General features: G+C 66.9%; 22 protein-coding genes. 11 read left to right on the top strand and 11 right to left on the bottom strand.

The window, feature by feature from the left end; translation table 11 throughout:
* Nucleotides 1-12: 12 nt before the first annotated feature.
* A complete protein-coding gene (locus tag AC1RQC_RS06710; RefSeq protein ID WP_492376637.1) occupies nucleotides 13-987 on the bottom strand; it encodes a helix-turn-helix transcriptional regulator in 975 nt (324 codons plus the stop codon).
* Nucleotides 988-1,076: 89 nt separating this feature from the next.
* Here AC1RQC_RS06710 and AC1RQC_RS06705 point away from each other — a divergent pair, with 89 nt between their 5' ends.
* From AC1RQC_RS06705 to AC1RQC_RS06670, 8 genes are all read left to right on the top strand, one after another.
* Nucleotides 1,077-1,541, top strand: coding sequence for a DUF4863 family protein (locus tag AC1RQC_RS06705; RefSeq protein ID WP_492828956.1), 465 nt, complete (start codon nucleotides 1,077-1,079; stop codon nucleotides 1,539-1,541).
* 10 nt (nucleotides 1,542-1,551) lie between these two features.
* Nucleotides 1,552-3,096, top strand: a complete 1,545-nt coding sequence (locus AC1RQC_RS06700; protein WP_492882745.1) for a 3,4-dehydroadipyl-CoA semialdehyde dehydrogenase — start codon at nucleotides 1,552-1,554, stop codon at nucleotides 3,094-3,096.
* Between the two features lie 112 nt (nucleotides 3,097-3,208).
* Nucleotides 3,209-4,780: a benzoate-CoA ligase family protein gene (locus AC1RQC_RS06695; protein ID WP_492882743.1), complete on the top strand. Its 1,572-nt coding sequence runs from the start codon at nucleotides 3,209-3,211 to the stop codon at nucleotides 4,778-4,780.
* A 469-nt stretch (nucleotides 4,781-5,249) separates the two neighbouring features.
* Complete coding sequence (locus AC1RQC_RS06690; protein WP_492882741.1) at nucleotides 5,250-6,629, top strand: MFS transporter; 1,380 nt, start codon at nucleotides 5,250-5,252, stop codon at nucleotides 6,627-6,629.
* 30 nt (nucleotides 6,630-6,659) lie between these two features.
* Entirely contained in the window at nucleotides 6,660-7,676 is a 1,017-nt protein-coding gene (locus AC1RQC_RS06685; RefSeq protein ID WP_492882739.1) for a LysR family transcriptional regulator, read from the top strand.
* Nucleotides 7,677-8,002: 326 nt separating this feature from the next.
* Nucleotides 8,003-9,148 (top strand): porin, encoded by a 1,146-nt coding sequence (locus tag AC1RQC_RS06680; protein ID WP_492882737.1) that lies wholly within the window; start codon nucleotides 8,003-8,005, stop codon nucleotides 9,146-9,148.
* 18 nt (nucleotides 9,149-9,166) lie between these two features.
* Nucleotides 9,167-10,504, top strand: a complete 1,338-nt coding sequence (locus AC1RQC_RS06675) for an MFS transporter (RefSeq protein ID WP_492882735.1) — start codon at nucleotides 9,167-9,169, stop codon at nucleotides 10,502-10,504.
* A gap of 4 nt (nucleotides 10,505-10,508) precedes the next feature.
* On the top strand, nucleotides 10,509-11,990 hold the full coding sequence (locus AC1RQC_RS06670) for a carboxylesterase family protein (RefSeq protein WP_492809705.1): 1,482 nt from the start codon (nucleotides 10,509-10,511) through the stop codon (nucleotides 11,988-11,990).
* Nucleotides 11,991-12,221: 231 nt separating this feature from the next.
* Here AC1RQC_RS06670 and AC1RQC_RS06665 read toward each other — a convergent pair whose 3' ends face one another.
* Nucleotides 12,222-13,469 (bottom strand): MFS transporter, encoded by a 1,248-nt coding sequence (locus AC1RQC_RS06665; RefSeq protein ID WP_492371415.1) that lies wholly within the window; start codon nucleotides 13,467-13,469, stop codon nucleotides 12,222-12,224.
* Between the two features lie 125 nt (nucleotides 13,470-13,594).
* On the opposite strand from AC1RQC_RS06665, the gene AC1RQC_RS06660 reads away from it, so the two are divergent.
* Nucleotides 13,595-14,557: a LysR family transcriptional regulator gene (locus AC1RQC_RS06660; RefSeq protein ID WP_492830432.1), complete on the top strand. Its 963-nt coding sequence runs from the start codon at nucleotides 13,595-13,597 to the stop codon at nucleotides 14,555-14,557.
* 72 nt (nucleotides 14,558-14,629) lie between these two features.
* A complete protein-coding gene (locus tag AC1RQC_RS06655) occupies nucleotides 14,630-15,178 on the top strand; it encodes a DUF3016 domain-containing protein (protein ID WP_492882733.1) in 549 nt (182 codons plus the stop codon).
* 27 nt (nucleotides 15,179-15,205) lie between these two features.
* Here AC1RQC_RS06655 and AC1RQC_RS06650 read toward each other — a convergent pair whose 3' ends face one another.
* The 3 genes from AC1RQC_RS06650 to AC1RQC_RS06640 form a co-directional block, all read right to left on the bottom strand.
* Complete coding sequence (locus AC1RQC_RS06650) at nucleotides 15,206-17,269, bottom strand: NAD(+) synthase (protein ID WP_492882731.1); 2,064 nt, start codon at nucleotides 17,267-17,269, stop codon at nucleotides 15,206-15,208.
* Between the two features lie 242 nt (nucleotides 17,270-17,511).
* Nucleotides 17,512-19,119 carry an MFS transporter gene (locus AC1RQC_RS06645; RefSeq protein ID WP_492371413.1) on the bottom strand — a complete coding sequence of 536 codons (1,608 nt, stop codon included), beginning with the start codon at nucleotides 19,117-19,119 and terminating at the stop codon, nucleotides 17,512-17,514.
* Nucleotides 19,120-19,171: 52 nt separating this feature from the next.
* A complete protein-coding gene (locus tag AC1RQC_RS06640) occupies nucleotides 19,172-19,612 on the bottom strand; it encodes a DoxX family protein (protein WP_492371412.1) in 441 nt (146 codons plus the stop codon).
* A gap of 257 nt (nucleotides 19,613-19,869) precedes the next feature.
* On the opposite strand from AC1RQC_RS06640, the gene AC1RQC_RS06635 reads away from it, so the two are divergent.
* Nucleotides 19,870-20,886: a tripartite tricarboxylate transporter substrate binding protein gene (locus AC1RQC_RS06635; protein ID WP_492882729.1), complete on the top strand. Its 1,017-nt coding sequence runs from the start codon at nucleotides 19,870-19,872 to the stop codon at nucleotides 20,884-20,886.
* Between the two features lie 28 nt (nucleotides 20,887-20,914).
* On the opposite strand, the gene AC1RQC_RS06630 is transcribed toward AC1RQC_RS06635, so the two are convergent.
* The 6 genes from AC1RQC_RS06630 to AC1RQC_RS06605 form a co-directional block, all read right to left on the bottom strand.
* On the bottom strand, nucleotides 20,915-21,763 hold the full coding sequence (locus AC1RQC_RS06630; protein WP_492809699.1) for a transcriptional regulator: 849 nt from the start codon (nucleotides 21,761-21,763) through the stop codon (nucleotides 20,915-20,917).
* 185 nt (nucleotides 21,764-21,948) lie between these two features.
* Nucleotides 21,949-22,254 (bottom strand): hypothetical protein, encoded by a 306-nt coding sequence (locus AC1RQC_RS06625; RefSeq protein WP_492371409.1) that lies wholly within the window; start codon nucleotides 22,252-22,254, stop codon nucleotides 21,949-21,951.
* Between the two features lie 115 nt (nucleotides 22,255-22,369).
* Nucleotides 22,370-23,446: a LacI family DNA-binding transcriptional regulator gene (locus AC1RQC_RS06620; RefSeq protein ID WP_492371408.1), complete on the bottom strand. Its 1,077-nt coding sequence runs from the start codon at nucleotides 23,444-23,446 to the stop codon at nucleotides 22,370-22,372.
* Between the two features lie 10 nt (nucleotides 23,447-23,456).
* Nucleotides 23,457-23,723 (bottom strand): TRAP transporter large permease subunit, encoded by a 267-nt coding sequence (locus AC1RQC_RS06615; RefSeq protein ID WP_492371407.1) that lies wholly within the window; start codon nucleotides 23,721-23,723, stop codon nucleotides 23,457-23,459.
* Nucleotides 23,724-24,089: 366 nt separating this feature from the next.
* Entirely contained in the window at nucleotides 24,090-24,893 is an 804-nt protein-coding gene (gene dkgB, locus AC1RQC_RS06610) for a 2,5-didehydrogluconate reductase DkgB (RefSeq protein WP_492809695.1), read from the bottom strand.
* A gap of 84 nt (nucleotides 24,894-24,977) precedes the next feature.
* Nucleotides 24,978-25,880 (bottom strand): NAD-dependent epimerase/dehydratase family protein, encoded by a 903-nt coding sequence (locus tag AC1RQC_RS06605; RefSeq protein WP_492830423.1) that lies wholly within the window; start codon nucleotides 25,878-25,880, stop codon nucleotides 24,978-24,980.
* Nucleotides 25,881-25,988 lie beyond the last annotated feature (108 nt).

Genomic DNA, 25,988 nt, shown 5'->3' with positions numbered 1-25,988 from the left:
CCCACCAAGGAATCAGAGCGGCAGTTGCAATGCGTAGCGCACGCGCTCGCGCAGCGCCAGGAAGGTGGGCTCCAGCGGCTCGGCGCTGGTGTCGACGCTGAACTCCGCCTTGGAATAGAAGGCCGCGCGGCCAGCCAGGATATGGCGCAGGTCTTCCATGGCCTCCTTGCTGGCGGCCATCGGGCGGAAGTCGCCCTGGGCGCGCACGCGGTTCATGTGATCTTCCGGGCTAGCCTGCAGCCACACCGTGGTGCAATGGGCCAGCAGCAGGTTGAAGGTGGCAGGGTCGGACACAAGGCCGCCAGGCGTGGCGATCACCGCTTCGGGATAGATCTGGATGGCTTCCTCCAGCGCGCGCCGCTCATAGCGGCGGTAGGCGTTCATGCCATACAGGCCCTGGATTTCGGAGATGCTGCAGCCGGCGAACTTCTCGATCTCGCGGCTGAGTTCCACAAAGGGAAAGCCCAGGTCTTCAGCCAGCATGCCGCCCAGCGTGGACTTGCCGGCGCCGCGCAGCCCGATCAGTGCCACGCGCGGGCTGCGCGCGGCGTTGCCGCCGCCGGTGCCGAGCATCTCGCCGACCGCAATGCGCACGCGGCGCAGCGTGCCTTCATCGCGGTGTTCCAGCAGTTCCCGGATCAGCAGCCATTCCGGCGATGAGGTGGACACATCGCCAAGCAATTCGGCCAGCGAGCAGTGCAGCGCCGAGGCGATCTGCAGCAGCACCAGGATGGAAGCATTGCCACTGCCGTATTCCAGGTTGGCCAGGTGCCGCTCCGAAACCCCGGCGGCCAGCGCCGTGGCCTTGCGGGTCAGCCCCCGGCGCGAGCGGAGCTCACGCACGCGCTCGCCCAATGCGGCGAGAAAGGCGTTTTTCTCCACCCCGCCGGCTTCCGCGGCGCTACCGTTGCCTGGCGCGGCATCGCCGTCCTGCTCGCCGGCAGTCTCCCGCGTTAACCCGGGAACATGCAATATAGTGCTTGACATGATTTCGTGGTGGCTCTATGTTTCACACATGCACAATAATGCATGAAGCGCGGGTATGCAACCCGGCTGAGCCTAACGGAGCCCCTTCCATGTCCCCCACCGAATTGCGCGAGCAGATCGCGCGGCTCACGGCCCGCATTGCTGGCCGCCCACTCGATGCCGCCCTGGATACCTGGCTGAATGCCGAGCATGGCGCAGGCAGCGCCACTTACAGCGAACTCAAGGCGGCCTGCCAGGCTGGCGTGGCCGAGGGCTGGCTGTGCAACCGCGAGGGCGGCGGCATCCGCTATGGCCGCATCTTCAAGCCGGCCGACGACCTGCACGGGTTCTCCGTCGACGTGGTCGACATGCAAGACATCGCCGGGCCGCATCACACGCACCCCAATGGCGAGATCGACCTGATCGTGCCGATCGACGCCGCCGCCGAGTTCGACGGCCGCCCCGCTGGCTGGCTGGTCTGCCCGCCGGGCAGCGCACACCGGCCCACCGTCAGCCACGGCCGCGCGCTCGTCCTTTACCTGCTGCCTGACGGCCGCATCGACTTCACCCGCTGAGATTGCCTTCATGACCGAACTGCTTTCCAACTATCTTGGCGGCCGCTGGCAAGCCGGCTCCGGTGCCGGCGCGACGCTGTCCGACCCTGTACTGGGCGATGCGCTGGTGCGCGTGGATGCCACCGGGCTCGACCTTGCCGCCGGCTTCGCCTTTGCGCGCGAGCAAGGCGGCGCCGCCTTGCGCGCCATGACCTACCGCGAGCGCGCCGCCATGCTGGCCGCCGTCGTCAAGATCCTGCAGGCCAACCGCGATGCCTATGACGAGATCGCAACCGCCAACAGCGGCACCGTGCGCAACGATTCCGCCGTGGATATCGATGGCGGGATCTTCACGCTTGGCACCTATGCCAAGCTCGGCGACGCGCTAGGAGAGCGGCGCTACCTGATCGACGGCGATGCCGCGCGGCTCGGCAAGGACCCGCTGTTCCAGTCGCAGCACGTGCTGGTGCCCACGCGCGGCGTGGCGCTATTAATCAACGCCTTCAACTTCCCGAGCTGGGGCTTGTGGGAAAAGGCCGCACCGGCACTGCTGGCGGGTGTGCCCGTGATCGTGAAGCCCGCGACAGCCACCGCCTGGCTGACCCAGCGCATGGTCAGGGACGTGGTGGACGCTGGCGTGTTGCCGCCCGGCGCGCTGTCGGTGGTATGCGGCAGCGCGGCCGGATTGCTGGACCAGCTGCAGCCGTTCGATGTGGTCTCCTTCACCGGCTCGGCCCAGACCGCCGCGCTGATCCGCTCGCATGCGGCGGTGACGCAGCGCTCGGTGCGCGTCAATATCGAGGCCGACAGCGTCAACTCGGCCCTGCTGCTGCCCGGCGAAGCCGCCGGCAGCGAAGCGTTCGACCTGCTGGCCAGGGAAGCCGCGCGGGAGATGACGCTCAAGTCCGGGCAAAAATGCACGGCCATCCGCCGCATCTTCGTGCCCGAGACGCTGTATGGCGCTGCCGCCGACGCCATCGGCGCGCGGCTGGCCAGGGTCACGGTGGGCAATCCCCGCCATGAAGCGGTGCGCATGGGCGCGCTGGTCAGCCGGGCGCAACTCGCATCGGTGCGCGAAGGGCTGGGTTACTTGCAAGCCCAGGCCGAGGTGCTGCACGACGGCGCGACGCACGCGCTGGTCGATGCCGATCCGGCCGTGGCCTGCTGCGTCGGGCCCACGCTGCTGGGTACGCGCGATGCGGACGCTGCCGATCGCGTGCACGACACCGAGGTGTTCGGCCCCGTGGCCACGCTGGTGCCCTACCGCGATAGCGCCCACGCACTGGCGCTCGTGCGCCGGGGCCAGGGCTCGCTGGTGGCATCGCTCTACGGCAGCGATGCCGATGCGCTGGCCCAAGCCGCCGTGGAACTGGCCGACAGCCATGGCCGCGTCCACGTGATCTCACCCGAAGTTGCCCAGCTGCATACCGGCCACGGCAACGTCATGCCGCAATCGCTGCACGGCGGCCCGGGCCGCGCAGGCGGTGGCGAAGAACTGGGCGGCTTGCGCGCGCTGAATTTCTATCACCGGCGCAGTGCCGTGCAGGCAAGCACCAGCGTGCTGGCACAGCTTTAATGCACCACCGCCACCACCAGCACCAGCACCAGCACCAGCACCAGCACCAGCACCGCCACGGCAGACCCACCAAAACATCGATCCATCGATCCGTCGATAGGGGGAGACAAGCATGACAGCCGAACCACAAGTCCAGCCACCCGGCACGCCGTTCAACTTCGCCCAGCACCTGATCGCGTGCAACGCGCAGCGCCCCGGCAAGACCGCCTACATCGACGACCACGGCACGATGCGCTACGGCGAACTGGCCGAGCGCATCCGCCGTGTTGCCGCCGCGCTGCAGGCTAGCGGCATCCACCGGGAAGAACGCGTGCTGCTGCTGATGCACGATGGCAACGACTGGCCGGTGTGCTTCCTCGGCGCGATGTATGCCGGCATCGTGCCGGTGGCGGTCAACACACTGCTCACCGCCGACGACTACGCCTATATGCTGCAGCACAGCCGCGCGCAGGCCGTGCTGGTATCGGGCGCGCTGCTGCCCGTGCTGCAGCAGGCCATGGCCCAGGGCGGCCACGAAGCCGGGAGCGTGATCGTCTCGCGGCCCGCCGGTCCGCTGCCCGATGGCATGATCGCCCTCGAAGCATGGATCGAGCGCAACGCGCCGCTAGCCGCGCCGGCCAGCACCGGCCCCGACGATCCCGGCTTCTGGCTCTATTCGTCAGGCTCCACCGGACGCCCCAAGGGCGTGCTGCACAGCCAGGGCAACCCGTACTGGACCGCGGAGCTCTATGCCAAGCCCGTGCTGTCACTGGGCGAGGCCGACATCTGCTTCTCGGCCGCCAAGCTCTACTTTGCCTATGGGCTCGGCAATGCCCTGACCTTCCCGCTGAGCGTGGGCGCCACCGTGGTGCTGATGGCCGAGCGGCCAACCCCCGAGGCCACGTTCAGGCGCTGGCTGGACTATCAGCCGACCGTGTTCTTCGGCGCGCCGACCGGCTACGCGGGCATGCTCGCCGCGCCCGGGCTGCCCACGCGCGAGCAGGTCTCGCTGCGCCTGTGCTCCTCCGCCGGCGAGGCCTTGCCCGCCGACCTGGGCGAACGTTTCACCGCGCATTTCGGTTGCGAAATCATCGACGGCATCGGCTCGACCGAGATGTTGCATATCTTCCTGTCCAACCGCCCCGGGCAGGTTCGCTACGGCACCACGGGCTGGCCGGTGCCGGGCTATGCGGTGGAACTGCGCGACGAAGACGGCCACGCCGTGCCCGACGGCGATGTGGGCGACCTCTATATCCAGGGCCCGAGCGCAGCGCTGATGTACTGGGGCAACCGGGAAAAATCACGCGAGACCTTTCGCGGCGGCTGGACCAAGAGCGGCGACAAATACGCGCGCAACGCCGACGGCAGCTACAGCTACGCCGGGCGCAGCGACGACATGCTCAAGGTCAGCGGCATCTATGTCTCCCCGTTCGAGGTGGAAGCCACGCTGGCCCAGCACCCCGCGGTGCTCGAAGCCGCGGTGATTGGCGTGCCCGACGACGCGGGCCTCACCAAGACCAAGGCCTTCGTGGTACTCAAACCCGGCGCGCAGGTCAGCGAGACGGAGCTGAAAGCCTTCGTCAAGGAACGGCTGGCGCCATACAAATACCCGCGCATCATCGAATTCATGGACGCGCTGCCGAAGACAGCCACCGGCAAGATCCAGCGCTTCAGGCTGCGGGAGATGGAATGCGCGCCGGCGTGAGAAACAATGCGGGTGCACGCCAGCGCCCGCCGGCATAACAAGCGCCCGCCCTCTCCCCCCACCCCTCTCCCGCAAGCGGGAGACAACCAGCGGCAGGATCAACCAACTGGTGTAGCCGTGATTCCCGCCCGAGGGGCGGAAATCACCCACGCGCGATGCGAAGCGAGCCGTCAAGGTGTACCAGGCCGTATGGGGCGCCTCGTGATCCGGCGAAAAGAGCGGAAAAGAGGGACCCATGTCTGAGTATCGCCTTAAGGCGATGCGAGTTTGGGTCCCGGCCGCTCTTTTCGTTGGATCACGAGGGGAAGTCGCCCCATCCGGCGCGCCTTCTTTGCCTACTTTCTTGGCAAGACAAGAAAGTAGGTCTGCCGCCCCGCAGGGGTGGTGAAACCGCCTTTGACTTTAAGCCTTTGACTTTGACGTTTAGCAACCCCACCAAACAAAAACAAAACCCCAAAGGAGACCCCCCATGCCCCACATCGACATCCACAAACTAGCCGACGAAGCCCGCTTCAACCGCTTCCACGCCCAAATCCTCCTCTGGTGCGCCCTCATCATCATCTTCGACGGCTACGACCTCGCCGTGGTCGGCATCGCGCTGCCGTCGATCATGAAGGGCATGGGCGTGGACGCCACCAGCGCCGGCTTCATGGTCAGCGCCGCGCTGTTCGGCATGATGTTCGGCGCCATCTTCATGGGCACGGTGGCTGACCGTATCGGGCGGCGCCGCGCCATCGCCATCTGCATCCTGCTGTTCAGCGTCTTCACCGCGGCGGCCGGCTTCACCAGCGATCCCGTGACGTTCAGCGTGACACGCTTCCTGGCCGGCCTGGGCATCGGCGGCGTCATGCCGAACGTGGTGGCGCAGATGACCGAGTACTCCCCGCGCAAGATTCGCGGGACCATGGTCACGCTGATGTTCAGCGGCTACTCGGTGGGCGGCATGCTGGCCGCGCTGCTGGGCAAAGGCATGATTGAAAGCTACGGGTGGCAATCGGTCTTCCTCGCCGCTGGCCTGCCGGCACTGCTGATCCCGGTCATCCTGAAGTCCTTGCCGGAGTCCATGCCCTTCCTGATCAAATCGGGCCAGATCGACGCACTCAAGCACATCGCCTCGCGCCTGGAGCCAGGCTACCAGCCCCAGCCCGGTGACCGGTTCGCGCTGCCCGCCGGCGAGCAAGCGGGCGACGCGCCCATCGGCAAGCTGTTCCAGGACGGACGCGGCTTTTCCACGTTGATGTTCTGGGTAGCGTTCTTCATGTGCCTGTTCATGGTCTACGCGCTCAGCTCCTGGCTGGCCAAGATGATGGCCGGTGCAGGCTATAGCCTGGGCTCGGCGCTCACCTTCGTGCTGGTGCTGAACTTCGGCGCCATGATCGGCGCCATCGGCGGTGGCTGGCTGGCGGACCGTTTCAATATCAAGTACGTGCTGGTGGGCATGTACGCCCTGGCCGCGGTATCGATCACGCTGCTGGGCTACCCGGTGCCCACCGCGCTGCTGTTCGTGCTGGTAGCGCTGGCCGGCGCCTCGACCATCGGCACGCAGATCGTCACCTACGCCTATGTGGGGCAGTTCTATCCGATGGCGGTCCGCGCGACCGGCATCGGCTGGGCGTCAGGCATCGGGCGCAGCGGGGCCATCCTGGCGCCGATCGTGATCGGCGCGCTGGTGGGCATGTCGCTGCCGCTGCAGCAGAATTTCGTGGCCATCGCCATTCCGGCGGTGATCGCGATGATGGCGGTGTTGCTGATCGATCATCGGCGCTCGGCTTCGGCGCAGCATGCCGAGGGCAAGACGGAGCATGTAGCACCCATCGCGCTGGTGGCGGGGTCACACACAACATCGTAAGGGGGCGTGGCGGCGCAGGCGCCGCCACGCATGCACTTACGGGTAAGATCGCGGTTCGCTCCGACCTGCCCGGTCAACGGGCGCATCCCGAAAGTTCATTCAAATCCACAAACGATGACCCCATTTCGCGGAAAGCTTCGGACGCGCCATCTGGAGATCATTCTCTCCGTCGCGGAACTTGGGAACCTGTCCAAGGCCGCCGAGCAATTGCACATGACGCAGTCCGGGCTTTCGCGGGCGGTTGCCGAGGTCGAGGAGATCGTTGCCGGGAAGCTGTTCGAGCGATCCGCGAAGGGCATGATGGCCACCGCGCTCGGAACCGCGATGTGCCGTCATGCGGCCTTGCTCCTGAGCGACTTCCACAAGGCCGAGGCGGATCTGGGTGCCATCGCCAGGGGCGATCTCGGCAACATGATCCTGGGCTGCTTCTCGATGTTCAGCCGGTGGCCGCTGGCGGAGGCCATTCTCCAGTTCCGCCAGGCGAATCCGCGCGTGGAGATCACGGTGGAAGTCGGATCGCACGAAGCCCTGATCGAGAAACTGGATGCGGGCGCGATCGACCTGCTCATCAGCCGCGCCCCGAGAAGCCAGAGCGCCGAAACCTACCGGACCGCCGCGCTGGTGCATGACGGCATCGTGCTTGCGTGCGCTCCGGATCATCCGCTGGCCAGGCAGGATGTCGATATCGCGACGTGCATCCAGTACCCCTGGATCTCCGCGCCACCAGGAAGCATCCTTCGGGAAATGCTGGTGCATGAAATCCGGGAAGCCGGTCTCCCGGCGCCGGAAATCGTGGGCGCGCTCTCGCTGGAACTGGGGCGCGAACTGATGTCGCGCGGCCACTTCCTGTGGCAGCTCCCCGAAAGTGCCGCACGCTTCATGGCCGCGCGCGGCGAGGTTTGCATCCTCCCGCTGTCGTTCAACCTCAGTCTTGGTCCGCTATCGGCCATCTGGCGGCGCGACCGGACCAGCACGCGGCAGACGCGCAGCTTTATCCTCAGCCTGCGGCGCGTCGTCGAATCCTCCTGGGACGCCGGCAGCCACTGAGCCTGCGGCTTGCCCCATTCGCGGGCAATCACACACCCCTTCAAAGCCGTCCGCACCGCGCTGGCGTCACCGCGCGTTCCCGTGCCGTGGCCCGCGTCCGCCATGCTTATTCACCTGCCTCGAAGCACCGGCACAGGCCATGCGACCTGCGCATGACGCTTCTCAATTTCGTCATGCCTTGCCGCGCCACCTTCGCTCTACCATCGGTATCGGTCACAGGCCAATGACATCGCCCACGCGGCAAGTCGTTGCCGGATATCAGAGAGATCGCCACCTTGTGCTGCTGAGCGTGAGCGCTCCAACCGAAACCACAAAAGGAGGAAACAATGAGGACGAAAGGCCGCAGGTCTGCCATCACGGGAAGTGCATCTCCACGAATTCATCTGCGCCGGCTTTGCCTGGCAAGCCTGGCGACAACCGCGCTGGGCATGGCGGCCAATGCATCGGCCGCGCAGCCCGACGGGGTCTCACTCAGCGGCCTGGTAACGGCGGGCCCCACGGTGACGTCGAATGTCGGAGGGGCTTCACGCTATGGCGTCGATTCCGGCCCGTACCGGCCCAACTACATCGCCATGAACGGTTCCGAGACGTTGTCGCCAGACATGGCGGCGTACTTCAGGCTGGCCGGCCGGTTCTTTGCGGATAACGGCCAGACGGTCGGGCAGCTCTTCAACACCAATGCGATCGTTGGCTTGCGCGGTTCGCTGGGCGACCTCGCCCTGGGATACACGCGAGACTTCATGTTCGATTTCCTGACGATCCCGGGCTTCAGCGGCTCGTGGTTCGGCGGCATCTGGGGCAGCCCGCAGGGGCCGTTCCTGAATTTTGGCGGCGTCTATAGCCCGGCTCGCGTGGGTTCGTTCGACGCCGACCGGACCAACGGCGAAGCGCTGGCCAACGCGGCCAAGTACACCAGGCAATTCGGGCCGCTCAAGCTCGGCGCGATGTACGCCCTCGGCGAGCGCACCAGTTCGATCAACGACGGAAGCACCTATAGCCTCGGCGCACTCTACGAAACCCCGCGCTATGGCGCCGCCGTCGCCTATACGGATTTCAGGGACAGCAGCACGCCGACCAGCCGCGCGCACTTCCAGACGATGGGGCTGGGGGCAAAGTGGAACATCGGCGAGTCGACGATTGCCGGGTCTTACACCCGCGTGAGAAACGCGCTCACCAATGGCGCGATCGACACGTTCGGCGCGGGCGCGACAGTGCCTGTGGGCGATAGCTACACGATCAACCTTCACTACCAGTACATGAAGGGCAACGCGGCGCTGCAGGATCGCTACGCGCATCAGGTCCTGCTGAAACTGGACAAGGCGCTGTCGCTGAGAACCCATGTCTACCTGCAAGCCGCGTTCCAGAAGGCGGGGGGCACCGCGGACGCCAAGGCCTTTATCAACGGCGCTGCCGGCCCGTCGGACAGCAACAAGCAAGTACTGTCCGGGCTCTTTGTCGAGCACGCATTCTGAGCGGGACGAGCGTCTACCATGAAAAATCCCCCATTGCGTGCCGATCCCCTGGACATCTCCGCGGTGATCGACAACATCCCGCCCAATCGACACCGCCGCCGCATCATCGCCATCTGCTTTGCCGTGGTTGCGCTCGAGGGCTTCGATGCAGCCATCATTGGATTCATTGCGCCGCAGATCGCTACGCACTTCAGCGCGAAGCCCGCCGAGATTTCCGCTGCCATCGCAGCGGGCATGTTCGGGCTGCTGCTCGGCTATGTCACCGCGGGGAGCATTGCTGACACACGAGGACGAAAGCCTGTGCTTGTGGCCGGCACGCTAGCGTTTGCGCTAGCCACCCTCGCCTCTGCGTTCAGCGCGTCGCTATTCCAGCTGGTGGCATGGCGATGCCTGACCGGCGTGGGCGTCGGTGTGGCGATGCCCGCCGTTGCCGCGCTGCTGGCGGAATTGCTGCCCGCCCGCCGGCGCGCATCGGCGCTCTCCGGCGTGTTCTGCGGATTCCTGTTCGGCTCTGCCGCGGCGGGCTTCCTGACGGGGCACCTGATCGATGGCATCGGCTGGCAGGGGCTGTTTCTCCTCGGAGGCATCGGGCCGCTGCTGCTCGTTCCCGCCATCCTTGCTCTCTTGCCCGAGTCGCCAGCATTCCTGGTGCAGATCGGGGCCGGTTCGGGCCGGGTATGCGCCGCCCTGGCCAAGCTGGGCGCGCCCCAGCCTGGCGCAGCGATGTTCAAGGCCCCCGCGCAGCCGGCCGAGATCACCAAGGGCAGCGTGGCGCAGCTCTTCAGTACGCAGTACCGGTCAACCACGGTGCTGCTCTGGCTGCTGATGTTCCTGATACTGGGCAGCTTCTATGTCATCGCGAGCTGGCTCCCGACCTTGATCAAGAGTACCGGGGAAAGCGTTGCCATGGCTTCCAGGACGGCCTCCCTGTTCCAGTTTGGCGGCCTGGTCGGCGCGGTGGTCGGCGCCTTCGCCATCCGGCGCGTCGCGCCGTTGCGTTTCGTCGGAATCGCCTTGCTGATCGGTGCCGCCAGCCCGCTTCTGATCGCCGCGCCCGATGCCACGGCAGGGTACGCCATCGCCGTGTTCTGCTCGGGCTTCCTGATCAGCGGGCCCATCGTCGTGCTCAACGCCGTCGCGGTTGCGGCCTACCCCACGCAGATACGTTCCGTGGGCGCGGGCTGGGCCAGCGCGCTCGGCCGCGTGGGATCGCTGGCCGGCGCGGGCTCTGTCGGGCTATTGATCAAGTCCGGCGTGGGGCTGCCCGAGATCATCGCCGCTGTCGGCGCCGCGGTGCTGGTGTGCGCCGTGATCGTACCGTTCCTTATCCGCAAGTTGCGTGAACCTGGAGTCTGATCCAATGCCTGTCAAAGAGAAATCCATTGTGGTGTCCTTGTCCATCGGCGCCATCCGTGGCGAGGCGTCCGATGGCGTCTTTGCATTTCGCGGGGTGCCTTATGGCGAGCGAGCCCATCCTGGGAACCGGCTATCCGAAGTGATGCCGCCGTCCGCATGGACTGGCGAACGCGATGCCACCGCGCTCGGCGCGGTCTTTCCGCAAGCCCCTTCGCGCCTGGCTACGGTCATGGGCAACGGCATCGACCGCAACCCGCAATCCGAAGACGCATTCCTCCTCAATGTGTGGGCGCCGCGGGACGCGGAGCGCCGGCCAGTGTTGGTGTTTATTCACGGTGGCGGTTTTCTCACCGGCGGTGGCACCGCTGCCTGGTATGACGGCGAACGCTTGGCCAGGGAAAGCGGGATGGTGGTGGCAACGGTCAACTACCGGCTTGGCGCGCTGGGCCATTTCACCGATGCCAGCGATGCGCGCGGCGCCAATCGCGCCGTTCGCGACCTGATTCGCGCCCTGGAGTGGGTGCAGGAACATATCAGCCGGTTTGGCGGCGATCCGGCGCGCGTCACGGTGGGCGGCCAGTCGGCCGGTGCCTACTACGCCTGGTTGCTTGGCGTCAGCCCTGCGTCGAAGGGGCTGCTCCATCGAAACGCCATGTTCAGCCTGCCGGCCCTGCCGCCGCTTTCACCGGACGACGCGTATCGCACGAGCCTCGCGCTGCTCGACGCCGCAGGCGCGCAAGACATCGGCGCGTTGTCGGTCAATGAGATCCTTGCGGCGCAGAGCCAGTTGATGCGCTCGCGCGCCAGTTTCGGTGAAGTCTCGGTCGGCTTGCGGCCGGTGGCAGAAGAAGGCCTTGTCCCCGACTGGCTCTTCGACCTGCCGCGCGCGGCCAGGCAAGCGCACGTGTCAGCGTCCCTGCTCGGCTTTACGGCTGACGAGAGTACCGCCTTCATGGCAGCCGCGCCCGAGGTGGTGGAAGCCTCGGCGCAGCAGGTCATGGCTTGGTTCGAGAACAAATTCGGGGCGGCCGCAATGGAGCACTACGCGGCCTTTGCTGCCGCGCGCCCTGCCCACACGCCGTACACCCAGTTGGTCGATGCAAGCGGATACGGCCTGTTCGGTGCCGCGGCGCGCGAGATCTCCAGCGCTCTCGCCAGCGCGGCCAAGCCTGTCTATCCGTACCGGTTCAGCGTGCAGAGCCGCGTGCCAAACCTCATGAGCCCGCATTGCCTGGAACTGCCCTTCCTGTTCGGGAACCGCGGCAACTGGCTTGATGCACCCATGATTGCGAACATCCCTGAAGAGATATTCGAGAACGTGGGCGCCGCCTTCCGCCTGGCCATATCCAGCTTTGTCACGACGGGCAAGCCAGCCACGCCGTCTGGTGCTGCGTGGCAGCCCTTCGATGTCGCCGAGCCGGGCATCGCGGACTTCGCGGATGCCGGCCTCTCCTGGCAGCCGTGGCATCCCTTGCTTGCCACTTAGTGCCAGCCATGGGTAGCGAAACGTCCGAGAACCGGTGACAACCTCGTCTCCGGCCGACAACACCCGCCCCGCTCTGTGTGGCGGCAGACATTCGCAGCCCTCTCCTGGTCCCAGACTCATCCCTGTACGTGACTGGCCCCTAGCACCGTACCTTCGCCCCGCCATGCCCTTTCCCAGGCTGGCGGGGCTCCTTTGCGCTCCGGCAGGAGAGTCGTCAAGCCACGGATGCCATCACCGGGCCAGCCGTGCCCCCGGCCACATCCGTACCACCAGGGCCCCGACGGCCGTCGCGGTCGACAACAGCGTCACCGCCATCCAGCCCCAGCGCGCCAGCAGCACGCTGCCCAGCGCGGCGCCGGCCGCCATCCCCACGAACATGCCGACAAACAGCACCGCATTGAGGCGGCTGCGGGCGCCAGGCTCGATGCCGTAGACGATGGTCTGGTGCGCGACCAGCGTCACTTGCACACCAAGGTCGAAGCCCAGCGCGCTGGCGCCAATCAGCCACAGCCGTGCGTGCGGTGCGAGCAGCGGCGAGAGCAGCATCCCGGCGAACGAGATCGCGGTCAGCGCGATGCCCAGGCGGGTGACGAGCTCCGGGCCCTTGCGGTCTGCCAGGCGGCCGGCCAGCGGTGCGGCGAGCGCACCGGCGGCACCGGCCAGGCCGAATGCGCCGGCAGCCGCGCTGCCCAGGTGGAACGGCGCGCCGTGGAGCATCACGGCCAGGGTCGACCAGAATGCGCTGAAGCCAACCGACAGCAGCCCCTGTGACAGCGTCGCCCGACGCAGCGCGCCGTGCTTCTGCCACAGCTTGCCGAGCGAGCCCAGCAGCGCGCTGTACGCAAGATGGGTGGTGGGCTTGAAGCGCGGCAGGCCGCGCGCGGCCACCACGCCGATCAGCGCAATGCTGGCCGCTGCGATCACGAACATGATGCGCCAGCCGAAGTGCTCGGCCACAAACCCGCTGAGCACGCGCGAGAGCAGGATGCCGAGCAGCAGCCCGGTCATCACGGTGCCGACGACCTTGCCCCGGTGCGACTCGGGCGCCAGCGTGGCGGCGGCCGGCACGATGTCTTGCGCCATCGTCGCGGCCAGCCCGATCGCCAGGCTGGTGGCCAGCAGCAGCCCGATGCCGGAGGCGGCGCCGCTGGCTAGCAGCGCGACGCTGAGCACGGCAGCCTTGGCCAGGATGATGCGCCGGCGGTCATAGCGGTCGCCCAGCGGGGCCAGCAGCAGGATGCCCAGCGCATAGCCGAGCTGCGTGAGCGTAGGCACCAGGCCGACCGCCGCATCGGACGCGCCGATGTCCGGGCCCAGCACGCCGAGCATGGGCTGGCTGTAGTACAGCGACGCCACGGCTAGGCCGGCGCCCGCGGCAAGCAGCAGGACCAGCCGTGCGGGCAGGCCGGTGGCAGGGGAATCCGCCGTGTGCGTTGTGCGCGCGGCAGCGGTGGTATGTGCGGCTTGAATGGAAGACATTGCGTTAACCCTCAGTTGGAAAACATGGCTGGAGTTTGCCGGTGGCCCTCGGCACGTGGTAGTACTACACTTCGCACAATGGCTATACGCCAGACGCATGACCAACAGCCGCCATGCCGGAAACCATGAAAACCCAGCCCTCCGCTCCAGTCGCTCCAGTCGCTCCGGCCACCTCCTCCACGCCTTCCGCCGACCGCGTCGAGCTGATGCAGACCTTCGTGCGGATTGTCGAGGCCGGCAGCCTGTCGGCGGCCGCCGCGCAACTAGGCACCACCCAGCCCACCATCAGCCGCCGCCTGCAAAGCCTGGAGCGCTCGCTTGGCCTGCGCCTGCTGCAGCGCTCAACCCATGCGATGAAGCTCACCGAGGATGGCGAGCGCTGCTTTGGGCGCGCCAAGGAGCTGGTAGCGGGATGGGAGGCTTTCGAAGCGGACCTGCGCGGCGCCGGTGACGAGCCCGAAGGCACGCTGCGGGTCGTGGTGCCGCATGCCTTCGGGCAGCAGCAGTTGCTGGGGCCGCTGGCGGAGTTCCTGCGCCGTCACTCGCGGGTGACGGTGGAGTGGCTGTTGTATGACCGGACACCGGAGTTCATTGCCGACGGCATCGACTGCGCCATCCACGTTGGCGAGGTGAGCGACCCGTCGGTGGTGGCGATCCGGCTTGCCGAGGTGCCCCGCATCGTCGTTGCCGCGCCTGCCGTGCTGGATGGCTTGGCGACGCCCTCGCACCCGAACGAGCTAGCCATGCTGCCCTGGCTTTCCCTGCGCACCTTCTATCGCAACGAGGTGACGCTGACCCATGCGGCGACAGGCGAGAACCAGCGGCTGACGTTCCGCCCGCGCATGGGCACCGACAGCCTGTATGCGTTGCGCAGCGCGGCGGCGCTGGGACTAGGCGTGGCCGTGGCGTCGGCCTGGCTGATGGCCGAGGATATTGCACAGGGCCGGCTGCTGCACCTGGTGCCCGAGTGGCAGGCATCCTCGCTGCCGATGTACCTGATCTATCCCTATGCGAGCTTCTATCCCGCCAAGCTGCGCCGCTTTGTGGAAACGATGCGGCAATGCGTGCCGGCGACCATGGCAGGCTGAATGCGCCGCCCGGAACAGGCGTTCCCCGTCCGGTGTCGAATCCGATAGGTTCGTCACGGAACGGGAGGTGCAATGCGTAAAGACCTGGGCCTTGCCGCCGCGGCACTGATTGGCATCCACGCGCTTGCCTCGCCACCCGACGGTCGCCTCTCCGTCTCCTTTCCCAACCCGGAAAGCTACACCGACGCCGCATACAGCCACGCGTACGCCAGCGAGAAAGATCTCGCCGCCGTGGAGCACGATATCAGCCAGCACCTGGAGCGCCTGGCCGGGCGCAAGCTGCCGCCGGGCGACACGCTCAAGATCGAGGTGCTCGACATCGACCTGGCGGGCCGCTTCGAGCCACTGCGTTTCCACGGCCAGGATCTGCGGGTGGTACGGGACATCACCTGGCCGCGCATGACGCTGCGCTACACCCTGAGCCAGGGCGACCGGGTGCTGGCCAGCGGCGAAGACCGGCTCATCGACATGAATTTCATGATGTCGGTAAATATCTACGCGAGCAGCGACCCGCTACGCTACGAGAAGGCCATGCTGGATGACTGGTTCGACAAGCGCATCGTCCAGCGCGTCGTCGAGCATGCCAACGAACATACCAACGAGCGCGTGATCGAGCGATAGTCGGGGCCCGGAGCCACCCCGGCGCCATCAGATCTCGTCCGGCACCCGCTCCAGGTCCTTCATCCACACCACGGACTCCGAATCGCTCGGTGCCCGCCAGTCTCCGCGCGGCGACAGCGAGCCGCCCGACCCCACCTTGGGCCCGTTCGGCACGCACGAGCGCTTGAACTGGCTGGTCCGGAAAAAACGGTCGAGGAAGATGCGCAGATTGCGCTTGATGTCGGCCACCTTGTACACATTGCGCACCACGTCCAGCCCGTCAGGCCAGTTGCCCTTGTCGCGCTCGCCCCATGCGCTCAGGGCAAGGAAGGCGATCTTGGTCGGCGTGAAGCCGAACCGCAGCGTGTAGTACAGGTTGAAATCCTGCAGCTCATACGGACCAATGAAATTTTCGGTCTTTTGCTGGGGCGCGTCGGCGGAGTCGCCCGGCACCAGTTCCGGGCTGATCTCCGTGCCAAGCACGTCGAGCAGCACGTCCGAGCCGGCATTGCCGATCTGCCCGGTCTCCGCCACCCAGCGGACCAGGTGCGAGATCAGCGTCTTGGGCACGCTGCCGTTCACGTTGTAATGCGACATGTGGTCGCCCACGCCATACGTGCACCAGCCCAGGGCCAGCTCGCTCAGGTCGCCGGTGCCGATCACGATGGCGTGGCTGTGATTGGCGAAGCGGAACAGATGATTGGTGCGCTCGCCCGCCTGTACGTTCTCGAACGTGACGTCGTACACAGGCTTGCCGGACGCATAGGGGTGCTCGAGGTCCTTGAGCATCTCGACGCAGCTTGGCCGGATGTCGATCTCCTTGGCCACGCAGCCCACCACCTCCATCAGCTTGCGCGCCTGGAGCAGCGTGCGCTCGCTGGTGGCAAAGCCCGGCATGGTGATGCCGATGATGTTGGTGCGCGGCAGCTTCAGCCGATCCATGGCCTTGGCGCACACCAGCAGCGCGTGCGTGGAATCCAGCCCGCCGGAGACGCCGATCACCACCTTGGAGATGCCGCTGGACGACAGCCGCTGGACCAGCGCCTGCACCTGGATGTTGTAGACCTCGCTGCAGCGCTCGTCGCGCCGCCGCGCGTCGGACGGCACGTAGGGGAACCGCTCCACCGTCCTGCGCAGCGGCAATGGCTTGTCCAGCACCAGGTTCATGGCAAAGGGGATCACCTTGAACTTCGCCACCTCCGCGCTATGGCGCCGCACCGAGTGGCCGAACGTGGTCTGGTGCATGCGCTCGCGCGACAGGCGCTCGAGGTCGACATCCGCAAAGGTCAGGTGCGAGCTGTCCGCAAAGCGCTCGGACTCCGCGAGCAGCTCGCCGTTCTCGTAGATCAGCGCCTGCCCGTCCCACGCCAGGTCGGTGGACGACTCGCCCTTGCCCGCCGAGCTGTACAGGTACGCCGCCAGGCAGCGCGCCGACTGCTGGCTGACCAGCTGGTGCCGGTAGCCGGACTTGCCGACCACGATGTTGGAGGCCGACAGGTTCACCAGCACGGTCGCGCCCGCCAGCGCCGCGAACGACGACGGCGGAATCGGCACCCACACGTCCTCGCAGATCTCCACATGGAAGCGCAAGAACGGCACGTCTTGCGCCTCGAACAGCAGGCCGGCGCCAAAAGGCACCTTGCTGCCGCACAGCAGCACCTCCGTGGCTACCGCGCTATCGGCCGAACTGAACTGGCGCGCCTCGTAGAACTCCCAGTAGTTCGGCAGGTAAGTCTTGGGAACCACGCCAAGGATGCGCCCGCCGGCTACCACCGCCGCGCAGTTGAACAGCTGATGCTCGACCCGCAGCGGCAGCCCCACCACCAGCGTCGCGGCAATCGACTTCGACGCATCGACGATCGCGGCAAGGGCCGCCTCGCAGGCGTCGAGCAAGGCGCGCTGATGGAACAGGTCGTCGCAGGTATAGGCGGACAAACCCAGCTCCGGAAAGGCCACCAGCGCCGCGCCCTGGCTGGCGGCATCCCTGGCCAGCGCGATCGTTTCGGCGGCATTGAAGGCCGGATCGGCCACGCGGCACACCGGCACGCCCACGGCCACGCGGGCAAAGCCATGGGCGTAGATATTGAGGAACGGGTTCTTCGTGTCAGTCATGTCAATCATCCTTGCACTGCGCGGTGCAGCGCTTGCGGCGCAAGCCGGGCGGGGAAGTGGGTTGTGCGGTATATGGCGCAATTCTACGACGCGCGCGGGAGGACGTCCTGCTGCAATGAGGCGTTGGCGCGCCACAGCGGCGCGTCGTTGCTGGAGAACAGCCCGACGCAAAACCCAGGGGCTGGCAAACTGCGCCAGGAAGGCATGCGGTCCTTCATGCCTCGGCGCCTGCCGCGCGCTCGCTAAGGCGGAGACACGAAATGCCGGACCCTGGGCGCCGCCGGCCCCAGGTGCAGCGCATGGACGCGGGCCTGGATCGCCTTGTCGTTCACACTGAAGCGCTCATGCTGGCGCAGATGCTCCAGCCACGACTCGATGACAAACGTTTCCACATAGCGCCCCGGCTCGTCCATGTCCTCGAACAGGCTCCATGACAGCGCCCCGCCCCGCCGGCGCACGCGCCGCATCTCACGGGCGGCGGCATGGAACGCAGCGGCATTGGCCCTGTCGATGTAGTACTCGACGCTGATCATCACGGGGCCGCGATCGCCCGCGGCCTCGCCAGGCACCGGCGCGCCCGCATGATGTGGCGACGGGGTGAGATCGAGGTCGGGAGAATCGGCCAGCCGCCAGCGCATGGCCAGCGCGGCGGCAAGCAGCATGCCCACGCCGGCCACCTGCAGTGCCGGCGCGGTGCCCTCTAGCGAGGCAACCTGTCCCCATACCGCGCTGCCGGCCGCCATCGAACCAAAGAACACCAGCAGGTAGACCGCCAGCGCCCGCGCCTTGACCCACCCGGCGGAACTGCGCTGCGCACCGCCATTGAGCACGGACAGCACGACAATCCACGCCATGCCTGCGAACAGCAGCACGATGGCGATCAGGGCAAAGCGCTTGATGCCCGACATGGCGAACAAGGCCAGCGCAAAGATCACGCTGGCGCCCAGCACCAGCCAGTCGGGCGAGAGCATCTTGCGCAGGCGCGGCAGCATCAGCGCGCCGCCGATCGCGCCGGCGCCCACGCACGCCAGCAGCAGCCCATAGCCACCGGGGCCCACCGCCAGTTCCTTGCGCGCTACCAGCGGCAACAGCGCCCAACCGGCGCTGCCGAAGGCAAAGAACGCCACCGCGCGAACCAGCACCACCTGCAGCACTGGCGCCGCCTGCACGTAGCGCAGGCCCGCCCGCACGGCCGGGAAGAAATGCTCGGGCGGCAAGCGCCGTGTGGTCTGCGCGGGCTGCCATCGGCAGATCACCCACAGCACGCCCACCACCGACACCGCATTCAGGAGGAACACGGCAGGTGGACCAAACAGAGTCAGCACGACGCCGCCCAGGGCGGGCCCGATCGCCCGGCTGATATTCACCCCCAGCGAGTTGAGCGCCACCGCCGACTGCAGCTCCGGCTTGGGCACCAGGTCCGGCACGATGGCCTGGAACGGCGGCGCGCTCATCGCCGCACCGGTGCCTAGCAGGAAAGTGGCGGCCAGCAAGACCGCCGGCGTTACCAGCCCGGCCAGCGCCAGCAGGCCCAGCGCCGTCGCCACCACCAGCATCCAGGCCTGGGCAAACAGCAGGTATTTGCGCCGGTCCACGATATCGGCCAGCACGCCGGACGGCAGGGCAAACAGGAACATCGGCAGCGTGGTGGCGGCCTGCACCAGGGCCACCATCAGCGGCGACGGGCTGACCGAGGTCATCATCCAGCCGGCACCCACATCATGCATCCAGGTGCCGATATTGGAGACCAGGGTTGCTAGCCAGATGGCCCGGAACACCTTGTTGCGCAAGGGGCTCCACGGCCCGCCCGCAGGCTGCGCCAGCGCGGTACCGGAGAGTTCCTGATTCATTTCAACTCCAGGTCCAGTGATGCCGGGCGGCCCGCTGCGGCTACGCGCCAGGCTAGCCACGATGGCGCCGGTGACGCAAGTCGTACCAGGCCACCAGCACGAAGCCGCCAACCAGGCCGAGGTGTTCGAAGAAGGCATTGGCCGCCATGAAACGCTCCGGCGGCGCCATCAGCCAGAACCGGTTGGCGATCAGGGTGGCAAAGGCGGTGAACACCGCCAGCGCCAGCGCGCCGGCCCAGCGATAGAAGCCGAGCAGGATCATCAGCGAAGCCCCCAGTTCGAGCGCGATGGTGGCCGCCGCCAAGGGCGCCGCTGGCGCCAGGCCGAAGTGCGCCAGTTCCGCCACGGCGCCGGGGAAATCCAGCGCCTTGTTGATGCCGCCCTGCAGATAGGCCGCGCAAAGCCCCAGCAAGCCTATCCACGCTATAACGGACGCGGTGCGCGACAGGCCATTGCCGCGGGAGATCCCGGGGTACGAGCTTCTCGATTCCATCGATGCATCCCCTTGATAGGTAAGTTGCCAACTCGCTTGCCTAACCGCAAAGGCGCAAAACCGGAACGGCCCGCGCCGCCAGCCGTCCTGCCGGCCACGAGCCGCGACGGCGTCACACCATGTGATTGTAGGATGCGACGCGGGCCAGGACGAAGGGAACCGAAGCCGCACGGCGCTGCACGGCTGCGGCAATAACCCTGCCGCCGTGTGTGCGCGCATGCTGCTCTATCATGTCGGTCATCCGAAGATGGCTTCACATGAAATTCTCATCCGTCGTACGCTGCCTCGCGGCGATCTCGTTGCTTGGGGCGGCGCTGGCAGGCATGCCGGCCCGGGCCAATACCAATACCAATACCAATGCCAGCGCCAACCCCGCTAGCGACTTCCCGCAGCGGCCAATCCGCCTGGTAGTGACATTTCCGCCGGGCGGCGGCACCGATACCCTGGCGCGGGTGATCGGCACGGAACTTGGGCGCAGCCTCGGGCAGGCCGTGGTGGTGGACAACCGGCCCGGTGCCAGCGGCAATATCGGCGCGGAGCTGGTGGCAAGGAGCCCGGCAGATGGCTATACCCTGCTGGTGGTCAACAGCAGCTTCGCCATCAATCCCGGCGTGTTCCGCAAGCTGCCCTTCGAGCCAGGCAAGGACTTCAGCGCGGTCATCGCGTTTGCGTCGGTGCCGTCCGTGATCGCCGTGCCGGAACAGTCCCCGATCCATAGCTTCAAGGACCTGATCGCTGCCGGGCGCTCGGGCAAGCCGCCCAGCTATGCGTCGTGCGGCAACGGCACGCCGCAGCACCTGGCGGGCGAGTTGCTGAAGATCTCGGCAAGGACCGATCTGCTGCATATTCCCTACAAGGGATGCGCACCCGCCATGACCGACGTGCTGGGCGGCCAGGCGGACGTCAGCATCAACACGCTCACCAACACCCTGCCCTACCTCAAGACTGGCAAGCTACGCGCGCTGGCGGTCACGTCCCGTGGCCGCTCACCGTTCCTGCCCGAGGTGCCCGCGGCCAGCGAGCTTGGCCTGCCGGGCTACGACGTCGACCAGTGGTTCGGCATCCTGGCGCCAGCGGGCACGTCGCCCGAAGTCGTGCAAAAGCTCAACCTGGAGATCGCCAGGGTCATTGCCAGGCCGGAGGTCATGGCCAACCTGGCGAACCTGGGTTTCGCCACCACCCACAGCACGCCGGCGGAGTTCCAGCGGGTGGTGAACGCCGATATCGCGCGATGGACCAAGCTGGCCCTGCGGATCGGCCTCAAGGCTGACTGATGCAAATCGATGCAAGGAAAGGGCGACGTCAGCGCATGGGCTCGGCCTGCTGGTAAGCCGCGGCCTGCGGCCATGGACTGAAGCCCACGGCCTTGCGGCCGGTCTGCACAACGCCGAAGTCGCTCGCGTCCAGGCTGGCGGCAAGCAGCTTGCCGAAGGCGTTCAGCAAGACATCGGAGGTCAGCCCGGAGGGGCCGGCCAGCGCCGGGCAGATGATCCAGGTGATGTCGTCACGCGTGAACACCCGCAGTGATTTCACCAGGTCAGCGGGCTGCAGTTTCTCGTCCCGCACCGCCGCGTAGTCCAGCGCGAACGCGTTGACGAAATCCTCGGTATGCCGGTGGCCCAGGCACACCACCACCTTGGGCCGCCAGCGCGCGCACATCTCGGCCAGGAAGCGGAAGCGTCCGCCGTGCCGGCACAGATTCAGGTAGTGCTCCTTGGGCACCAGGGCCGGCTGGCCGCGGAACACCGTGGACCAGGGGGTCAGGCCATCGAGCTGCATGGGCAGGGGAAACAGGTTGAGCTTGAACTCGGCCCCGCAGGCGGCGTACAGGTGGTGCTCGTAATATGGCTTCCAGCCGGCATCGTCGTCGCGCAAGCCCAGCACCTGAGCGCGGGCGGCGGCCATGATGCGGGCGATGCGCTGGTGGCTGAGCCATTTGCCCATGCTGGCGCGGTGCGCGGCGCGAAACGCCGCGTCCCAGGCCAGCGGCGCCAGGCGCGGCTTGAGTGGCGCGCGCAGGTGCTCGGACCACGGATGCGGGCTCCTGTCGCAAAACCAGACCGAGGCCCGCGGATTGCCCCCCTCCATCCCCACATATGAAGCAAAGTAAGTATCTAGTTCCTGTCTTGTGAACACCGTGGTGTTCTCCATGCTGCCCCCCTGATTGCCTGGTGGGTCCCCTCTTCAGCTCTTGCCGCAGCGTGCCGGCGCCCGGGGGGCGCGCGTGCCATTGCGATCGTTCGCCGGATATCCCGCGCCGGCCAGGGCTGGCGCTGAATCGTGCCGGGCATTTGTGGTGCGCCACGTCTGCTGCATGCTGGATAGCCTCCGCTATCCTAGTGGTCCGCCTTGCCAGTCTTGAGCATCTCGGCAATCTCGGTCGCGGAGGCCGGTGCGAATTGCGCTACGCAGGAGCGCGTCAGCGCCAGCGTGTATGAGAACGCCATGGCGCGGTCCTCGAACGTGCGGTTGAGCATGAAGTGCGCGGCAGGGACCTGGCCGTCGGCCAGCTTTGACAGGCGGACCAGCGCTCCCCAACTGCCTTGCGCCACCTGCAGGATATCCACCTCGATGGCATATCCGGCCTCGATATACGTCCTGGCCGGGCCTGCCAGCCGGCGTTCCGGTTTGTCGAGCACCATCTCGTTCCTCCACGATTCAGGTCGATTTGTGACAACCACAGCCACGCACGGCGTGCGTGGTTCCATCCGCCCATGGCTGCGGCCCCCCCGCGGCCATGGGCTTGTCATGCGTGCGTCAGCCTCGCATTGGTGCGCTCGCGCCGGCCAGCCGGGTGGCGGCGGGCGGCTTCGCGGTGGACTGGCGCACCACCAGCCCGCTGGGAAAGCACAGGCGGATCGGCGCTTCGTCTGGTTGCGCCAGCCGCAACATGACCCGCCGCACCATGGCTTGCACCATCTCGTCAAAGGGCATGGCCACCGAGGTCAGCGCGGGATTGGTGTACGAGCACATGCCGATATCGTCCATGCCGATCACCGAGACGTCGTCCGGCACCGACAGGCCCGCCTGGTGCAGGCCGGACATCAGCCCGATCGCCATCATGTCGTTGACCGCGATGAGCCCGGTAGGGCGCATGCTGGCCTGCGCCAGCTGCCCCGCCAGGACTTGGCCCAGTTCCGCCAGTTCGGCATCGCCGTAATGCGCGGTGGGCGGGCACTCTATCACCGCCGCGTCCCCCAGCCCGGCCTCTTTCACCGCCGCCTGGAAACCGGCGATCTTGCTCGCGCGGCTCACCGTGCGCCCGGCGGGCATGACAAAGGCGATGCGCCGGTGGCCCAGCTCGATCAGGTGCGACGCGGCCAGATGGCCCGCCTGGAAATTGTCGGGCGCCACATGATCGATGTACGCAGGCATGTTCGCGTCGGCGCCGCCGTCGTAGCTGACCATGGCCAGCCCCTGCCGGGTCGCCGCCTGGAAATGCTGCTCGTCGGTGAGCGACGACACGATGATCACCCCGTGCACGCCGAACGAGAGCAGATCGTCGAGCATGCGCGACTCCTGCTCCCGGTCCCGGTTGGTATTGCCCAGCAGCACGCGGTAGCCGTTCTGGCGCTGCGCCTCGGCCTCGATCTTCAGCGCGAGCTGGCCGTACATGGGGTTGGCGGTGGACGGCACCAGCAGCCCCAGCATCGGCGTCCGGCCGGTCTTGAGCTGGCGCGCGACCTGGCTGGGCCGGAAGCCAAGCGTGCGGATGGCCTCCTGCACCCGCTCGAACGTGGCGGGATTGAGCCGTTCGGTGCGTCCGTTGAGCACGTTGGAAACGGAACTCACGGATACGTTCGCCAGCCTGGCGACATCTTGTATGGTTGCCATTATCGGGATCTCATGCCAGCGTCATCAGGCGGGATAGCCATGGCGTCAACGATGGCGTCAGCGATGGCGTCGGGATCAACAACAGCAAGATCAGCGGCAGCAAGGCGAGGTACTTCAGCATCGGCCCCGCCACCTGCTCCATGCGCGTGGCGGCCATCGCGCAAGTGGCGACCAGCCCCGGGCCCGAGGGCGGCATGAACAGGCCAAAGCCCATGGCAATCACCATCACCGTGCCGAAGTGTAGCGGATGCACGCCGGCCTGCTGGCCAATGGACATGAGCACCGGGCATGAGCAGCCGGCCGAACAGGATCGGCGCCGGCGGCAAAGTCCAGGGGGGATGGCACCAGGCTGCGGCGAGGCGCGTCGCGCTGCACTTCGTCTGACGCCATGATTGCCGCGCTTGCGCACTTGGTCTCCGGTACTCGGCACCAAGTATTAAGCGTCTCCGTAAAACGATTTACTAAATCGATTTACAAATCATAGATGGTCGTGAGACAAATGCAAGGAGGACGGCTTGCCGGGTATCGCCGCCATTGCGGCGGTGCCCGGCTGCGCATTCTGAAGGAAGTGGTTCAGGCCGTGACCGCCCTGGCGCGGGCAACTACAGCAAATACAGCAAATACAGCAACCAAGCCACCGCCCTCAATCCCAGGCAGGCGCCAACCCCTCCGGGCTGGTCAAGCGTGCGCCCCGATCCAGCGCACCGATGGCAGCCATGTCCTGCTCAGACAGCCGCACCGCAAGCGCACCCAGGTTGCTCTCCAGGTTCGCACGCTTGGTAGAGGAAGGAATCACCGCATGCCCAAGCTGCATAGCCCAAGCCAGCACCACCTGCGCAGGCGTAGCCTCGTTGCGCTGCGCTATCGCCTGCACCACCGGATCCTGCAACACCTTGCCGTAACCCAGCGTCATGTACGAAGTGATCGGAATCCCCTGGCTGCGGGCAAAGTCAGCCACCTTGCGATTCTGCAAGAACGGATGCAACTCGATCTGGTTGGTCGCGATGGCACCCGCCCCCACCACGTCGATCGCCTGCTGCATCAGCCCGATCGTGAAATTGGACACCCCGATCTGACGCGTCAGCCCCTGCTCGCGAGCATCAGCCAGCGCGCCCATGAACTCAGCAACCGGCACCCCATCACCTGGCGACGGCCAGTGGATCAACGTCAGGTCGACATGGTCCGTACGCAGCTTGGCAAGGCTATCCTTGAGGCTGGGCACCAGCTTGTCGCGCGACAGGTTCTCGGTCCAGATCTTGGTCGTCAGGAACAGCGCCGAGCGCGCCACACCGCTCTCGGCGATGGCCTGGCCGACCTCGGCCTCGTTGCCGTAGATCTGCGCGGTATCGATGGCGCGGTAGCCAACGTCAAGGCCGTTGCGCACGGAGTCGATGACGGTCTGGCCTTGCAGGCGGAAGGTGCCGAGGCCAATGGCGGGAATGGACATTGTGTTTTCCTATATCAGGTCATGCGTTGGCGGCCACGGCCGGCTGCGGCCATGGCCGGAATGAATCCGCGCTTCAGGCGGGCGTCAGGCGAGCGGCATCTCGTTCTCGATCCACGCCGTCACCGACGCGTGCCGGGGCTGCCAGCCCAGTTCCGAGCGCGCGCGCCGGGCGCGCACGCGGCTGTTGGAGCCGAAGGAGTAGCGCGACTGGCCCTCGCCCCAGATGGGCGTGGCCTCTTCGACTGACCAGGACTGCACGGCCCCGAGGCCAAGCCGCCGGGCAATGGCAGCGCCGATCTCCGCGTACGAAGCCTCGCCGTTCTCGACGAAGTAAAAGGCGCCCGCGGGCGCACTGTCGAGCACGCGCGCATAGAGGTCCACCACATCGGCGATATGCACGTTGGACCATCGGTTCACGCCCGCGCCGACGATGCGCACCACGCCGCTTTGCCTGGCCTGCGCCACCAGCGGCGGAATCTGCACGCTGTCGGCATGCAGCCCGGCGCCGACGCCGTAGATCATGCTGTTGCACAGCACGGCGCTGCGCACGCCTTGCGCAGCGGCCGCCAGCACCATCTGGTCGATGGCGTGGCGCGCCTGCTTGCCCGGCTCCACCACGAACGGCGTCTGTTCGTCGAAGATACGCGGCGACAAGGCATTGCCGCCGGCGTCGTCGCCGATCACGCTGGAGCCGCTGGTATGCAGCAACGGTTTGCCCGAGCCGCGCAATCCGGCCAGCAGCGCCTCTACCGCGGCGCGGTGGTCGCTGCTGGCGGCGTTGATCACGCCGTCGGCCTGCGCGGCTTCGCGCGTCAGCAGCGCGGCGTCGTCGAGCGTGCCCTGCACGGGCACGACGCCGCGCATGGCCAGCTGTGCGGCCTGCGCCGGGTTGCGAACCAGGCCGCGCACGCTATGCCCGGCGGCGATCAGGTGAGCCGCGACAGAGCCGCCGATAAAGCCGGCCGCGCCGGTGATGAAGATTTGCATGGGATGCTCCTGGAAGCGGGCTTGTGAAGCGCGCCGGATTGGGGCGGGGCCGTGAGACCGTGAGGCGGCGGCCATGGCCGGATGAACGTGACCCGAGTATCCGCGCAA

It is taken from the genome of Cupriavidus sp. GW822-FHT03E04 (assembly GCF_058801495.1).
Note: the sequence above shows the minus strand (reverse complement) of the source record. Positions and strands in the feature narration are given on the sequence as shown.

Coding starts and splice junctions, on each gene's coding strand:
- AC1RQC_RS06700 (WP_492882745.1), top strand. CDS start 1,552: ATGACCGAACTGCTTTCCAACTATCTTGGCGGCCGCTGGCAAGCCGGC.
- AC1RQC_RS06650 (WP_492882731.1), bottom strand. CDS start 17,269: ATGACTGACACGAAGAACCCGTTCCTCAATATCTACGCCCATGGCTTT.
- AC1RQC_RS06705 (WP_492828956.1), top strand. CDS start 1,077: ATGTCCCCCACCGAATTGCGCGAGCAGATCGCGCGGCTCACGGCCCGC.
- AC1RQC_RS06615 (WP_492371407.1), bottom strand. CDS start 23,723: ATGTCCATTGGCCAGCAGGCCGGCGTGCATCCGCTACACTTCGGCACG.
- AC1RQC_RS06680 (WP_492882737.1), top strand. CDS start 8,003: ATGAGGACGAAAGGCCGCAGGTCTGCCATCACGGGAAGTGCATCTCCA.
- AC1RQC_RS06640 (WP_492371412.1), bottom strand. CDS start 19,612: ATGGAATCGAGAAGCTCGTACCCCGGGATCTCCCGCGGCAATGGCCTG.
- dkgB (WP_492809695.1), bottom strand. CDS start 24,893: ATGTCCATTCCCGCCATTGGCCTCGGCACCTTCCGCCTGCAAGGCCAG.
- AC1RQC_RS06690 (WP_492882741.1), top strand. CDS start 5,250: ATGCCCCACATCGACATCCACAAACTAGCCGACGAAGCCCGCTTCAAC.
- AC1RQC_RS06670 (WP_492809705.1), top strand. CDS start 10,509: ATGCCTGTCAAAGAGAAATCCATTGTGGTGTCCTTGTCCATCGGCGCC.
- AC1RQC_RS06675 (WP_492882735.1), top strand. CDS start 9,167: ATGAAAAATCCCCCATTGCGTGCCGATCCCCTGGACATCTCCGCGGTG.
- AC1RQC_RS06630 (WP_492809699.1), bottom strand. CDS start 21,763: ATGGAGAACACCACGGTGTTCACAAGACAGGAACTAGATACTTACTTT.
- AC1RQC_RS06645 (WP_492371413.1), bottom strand. CDS start 19,119: ATGAATCAGGAACTCTCCGGTACCGCGCTGGCGCAGCCTGCGGGCGGG.
- AC1RQC_RS06685 (WP_492882739.1), top strand. CDS start 6,660: ATGCACTTACGGGTAAGATCGCGGTTCGCTCCGACCTGCCCGGTCAAC.
- AC1RQC_RS06655 (WP_492882733.1), top strand. CDS start 14,630: ATGCGTAAAGACCTGGGCCTTGCCGCCGCGGCACTGATTGGCATCCAC.
- AC1RQC_RS06635 (WP_492882729.1), top strand. CDS start 19,870: ATGAAATTCTCATCCGTCGTACGCTGCCTCGCGGCGATCTCGTTGCTT.
- AC1RQC_RS06665 (WP_492371415.1), bottom strand. CDS start 13,469: ATGTCTTCCATTCAAGCCGCACATACCACCGCTGCCGCGCGCACAACG.
- AC1RQC_RS06625 (WP_492371409.1), bottom strand. CDS start 22,254: ATGGTGCTCGACAAACCGGAACGCCGGCTGGCAGGCCCGGCCAGGACG.
- AC1RQC_RS06710 (WP_492376637.1), bottom strand. CDS start 987: ATGTCAAGCACTATATTGCATGTTCCCGGGTTAACGCGGGAGACTGCC.
- AC1RQC_RS06660 (WP_492830432.1), top strand. CDS start 13,595: ATGAAAACCCAGCCCTCCGCTCCAGTCGCTCCAGTCGCTCCGGCCACC.
- AC1RQC_RS06695 (WP_492882743.1), top strand. CDS start 3,209: ATGACAGCCGAACCACAAGTCCAGCCACCCGGCACGCCGTTCAACTTC.
- AC1RQC_RS06620 (WP_492371408.1), bottom strand. CDS start 23,446: ATGGCAACCATACAAGATGTCGCCAGGCTGGCGAACGTATCCGTGAGT.
- AC1RQC_RS06605 (WP_492830423.1), bottom strand. CDS start 25,880: ATGCAAATCTTCATCACCGGCGCGGCCGGCTTTATCGGCGGCTCTGTC.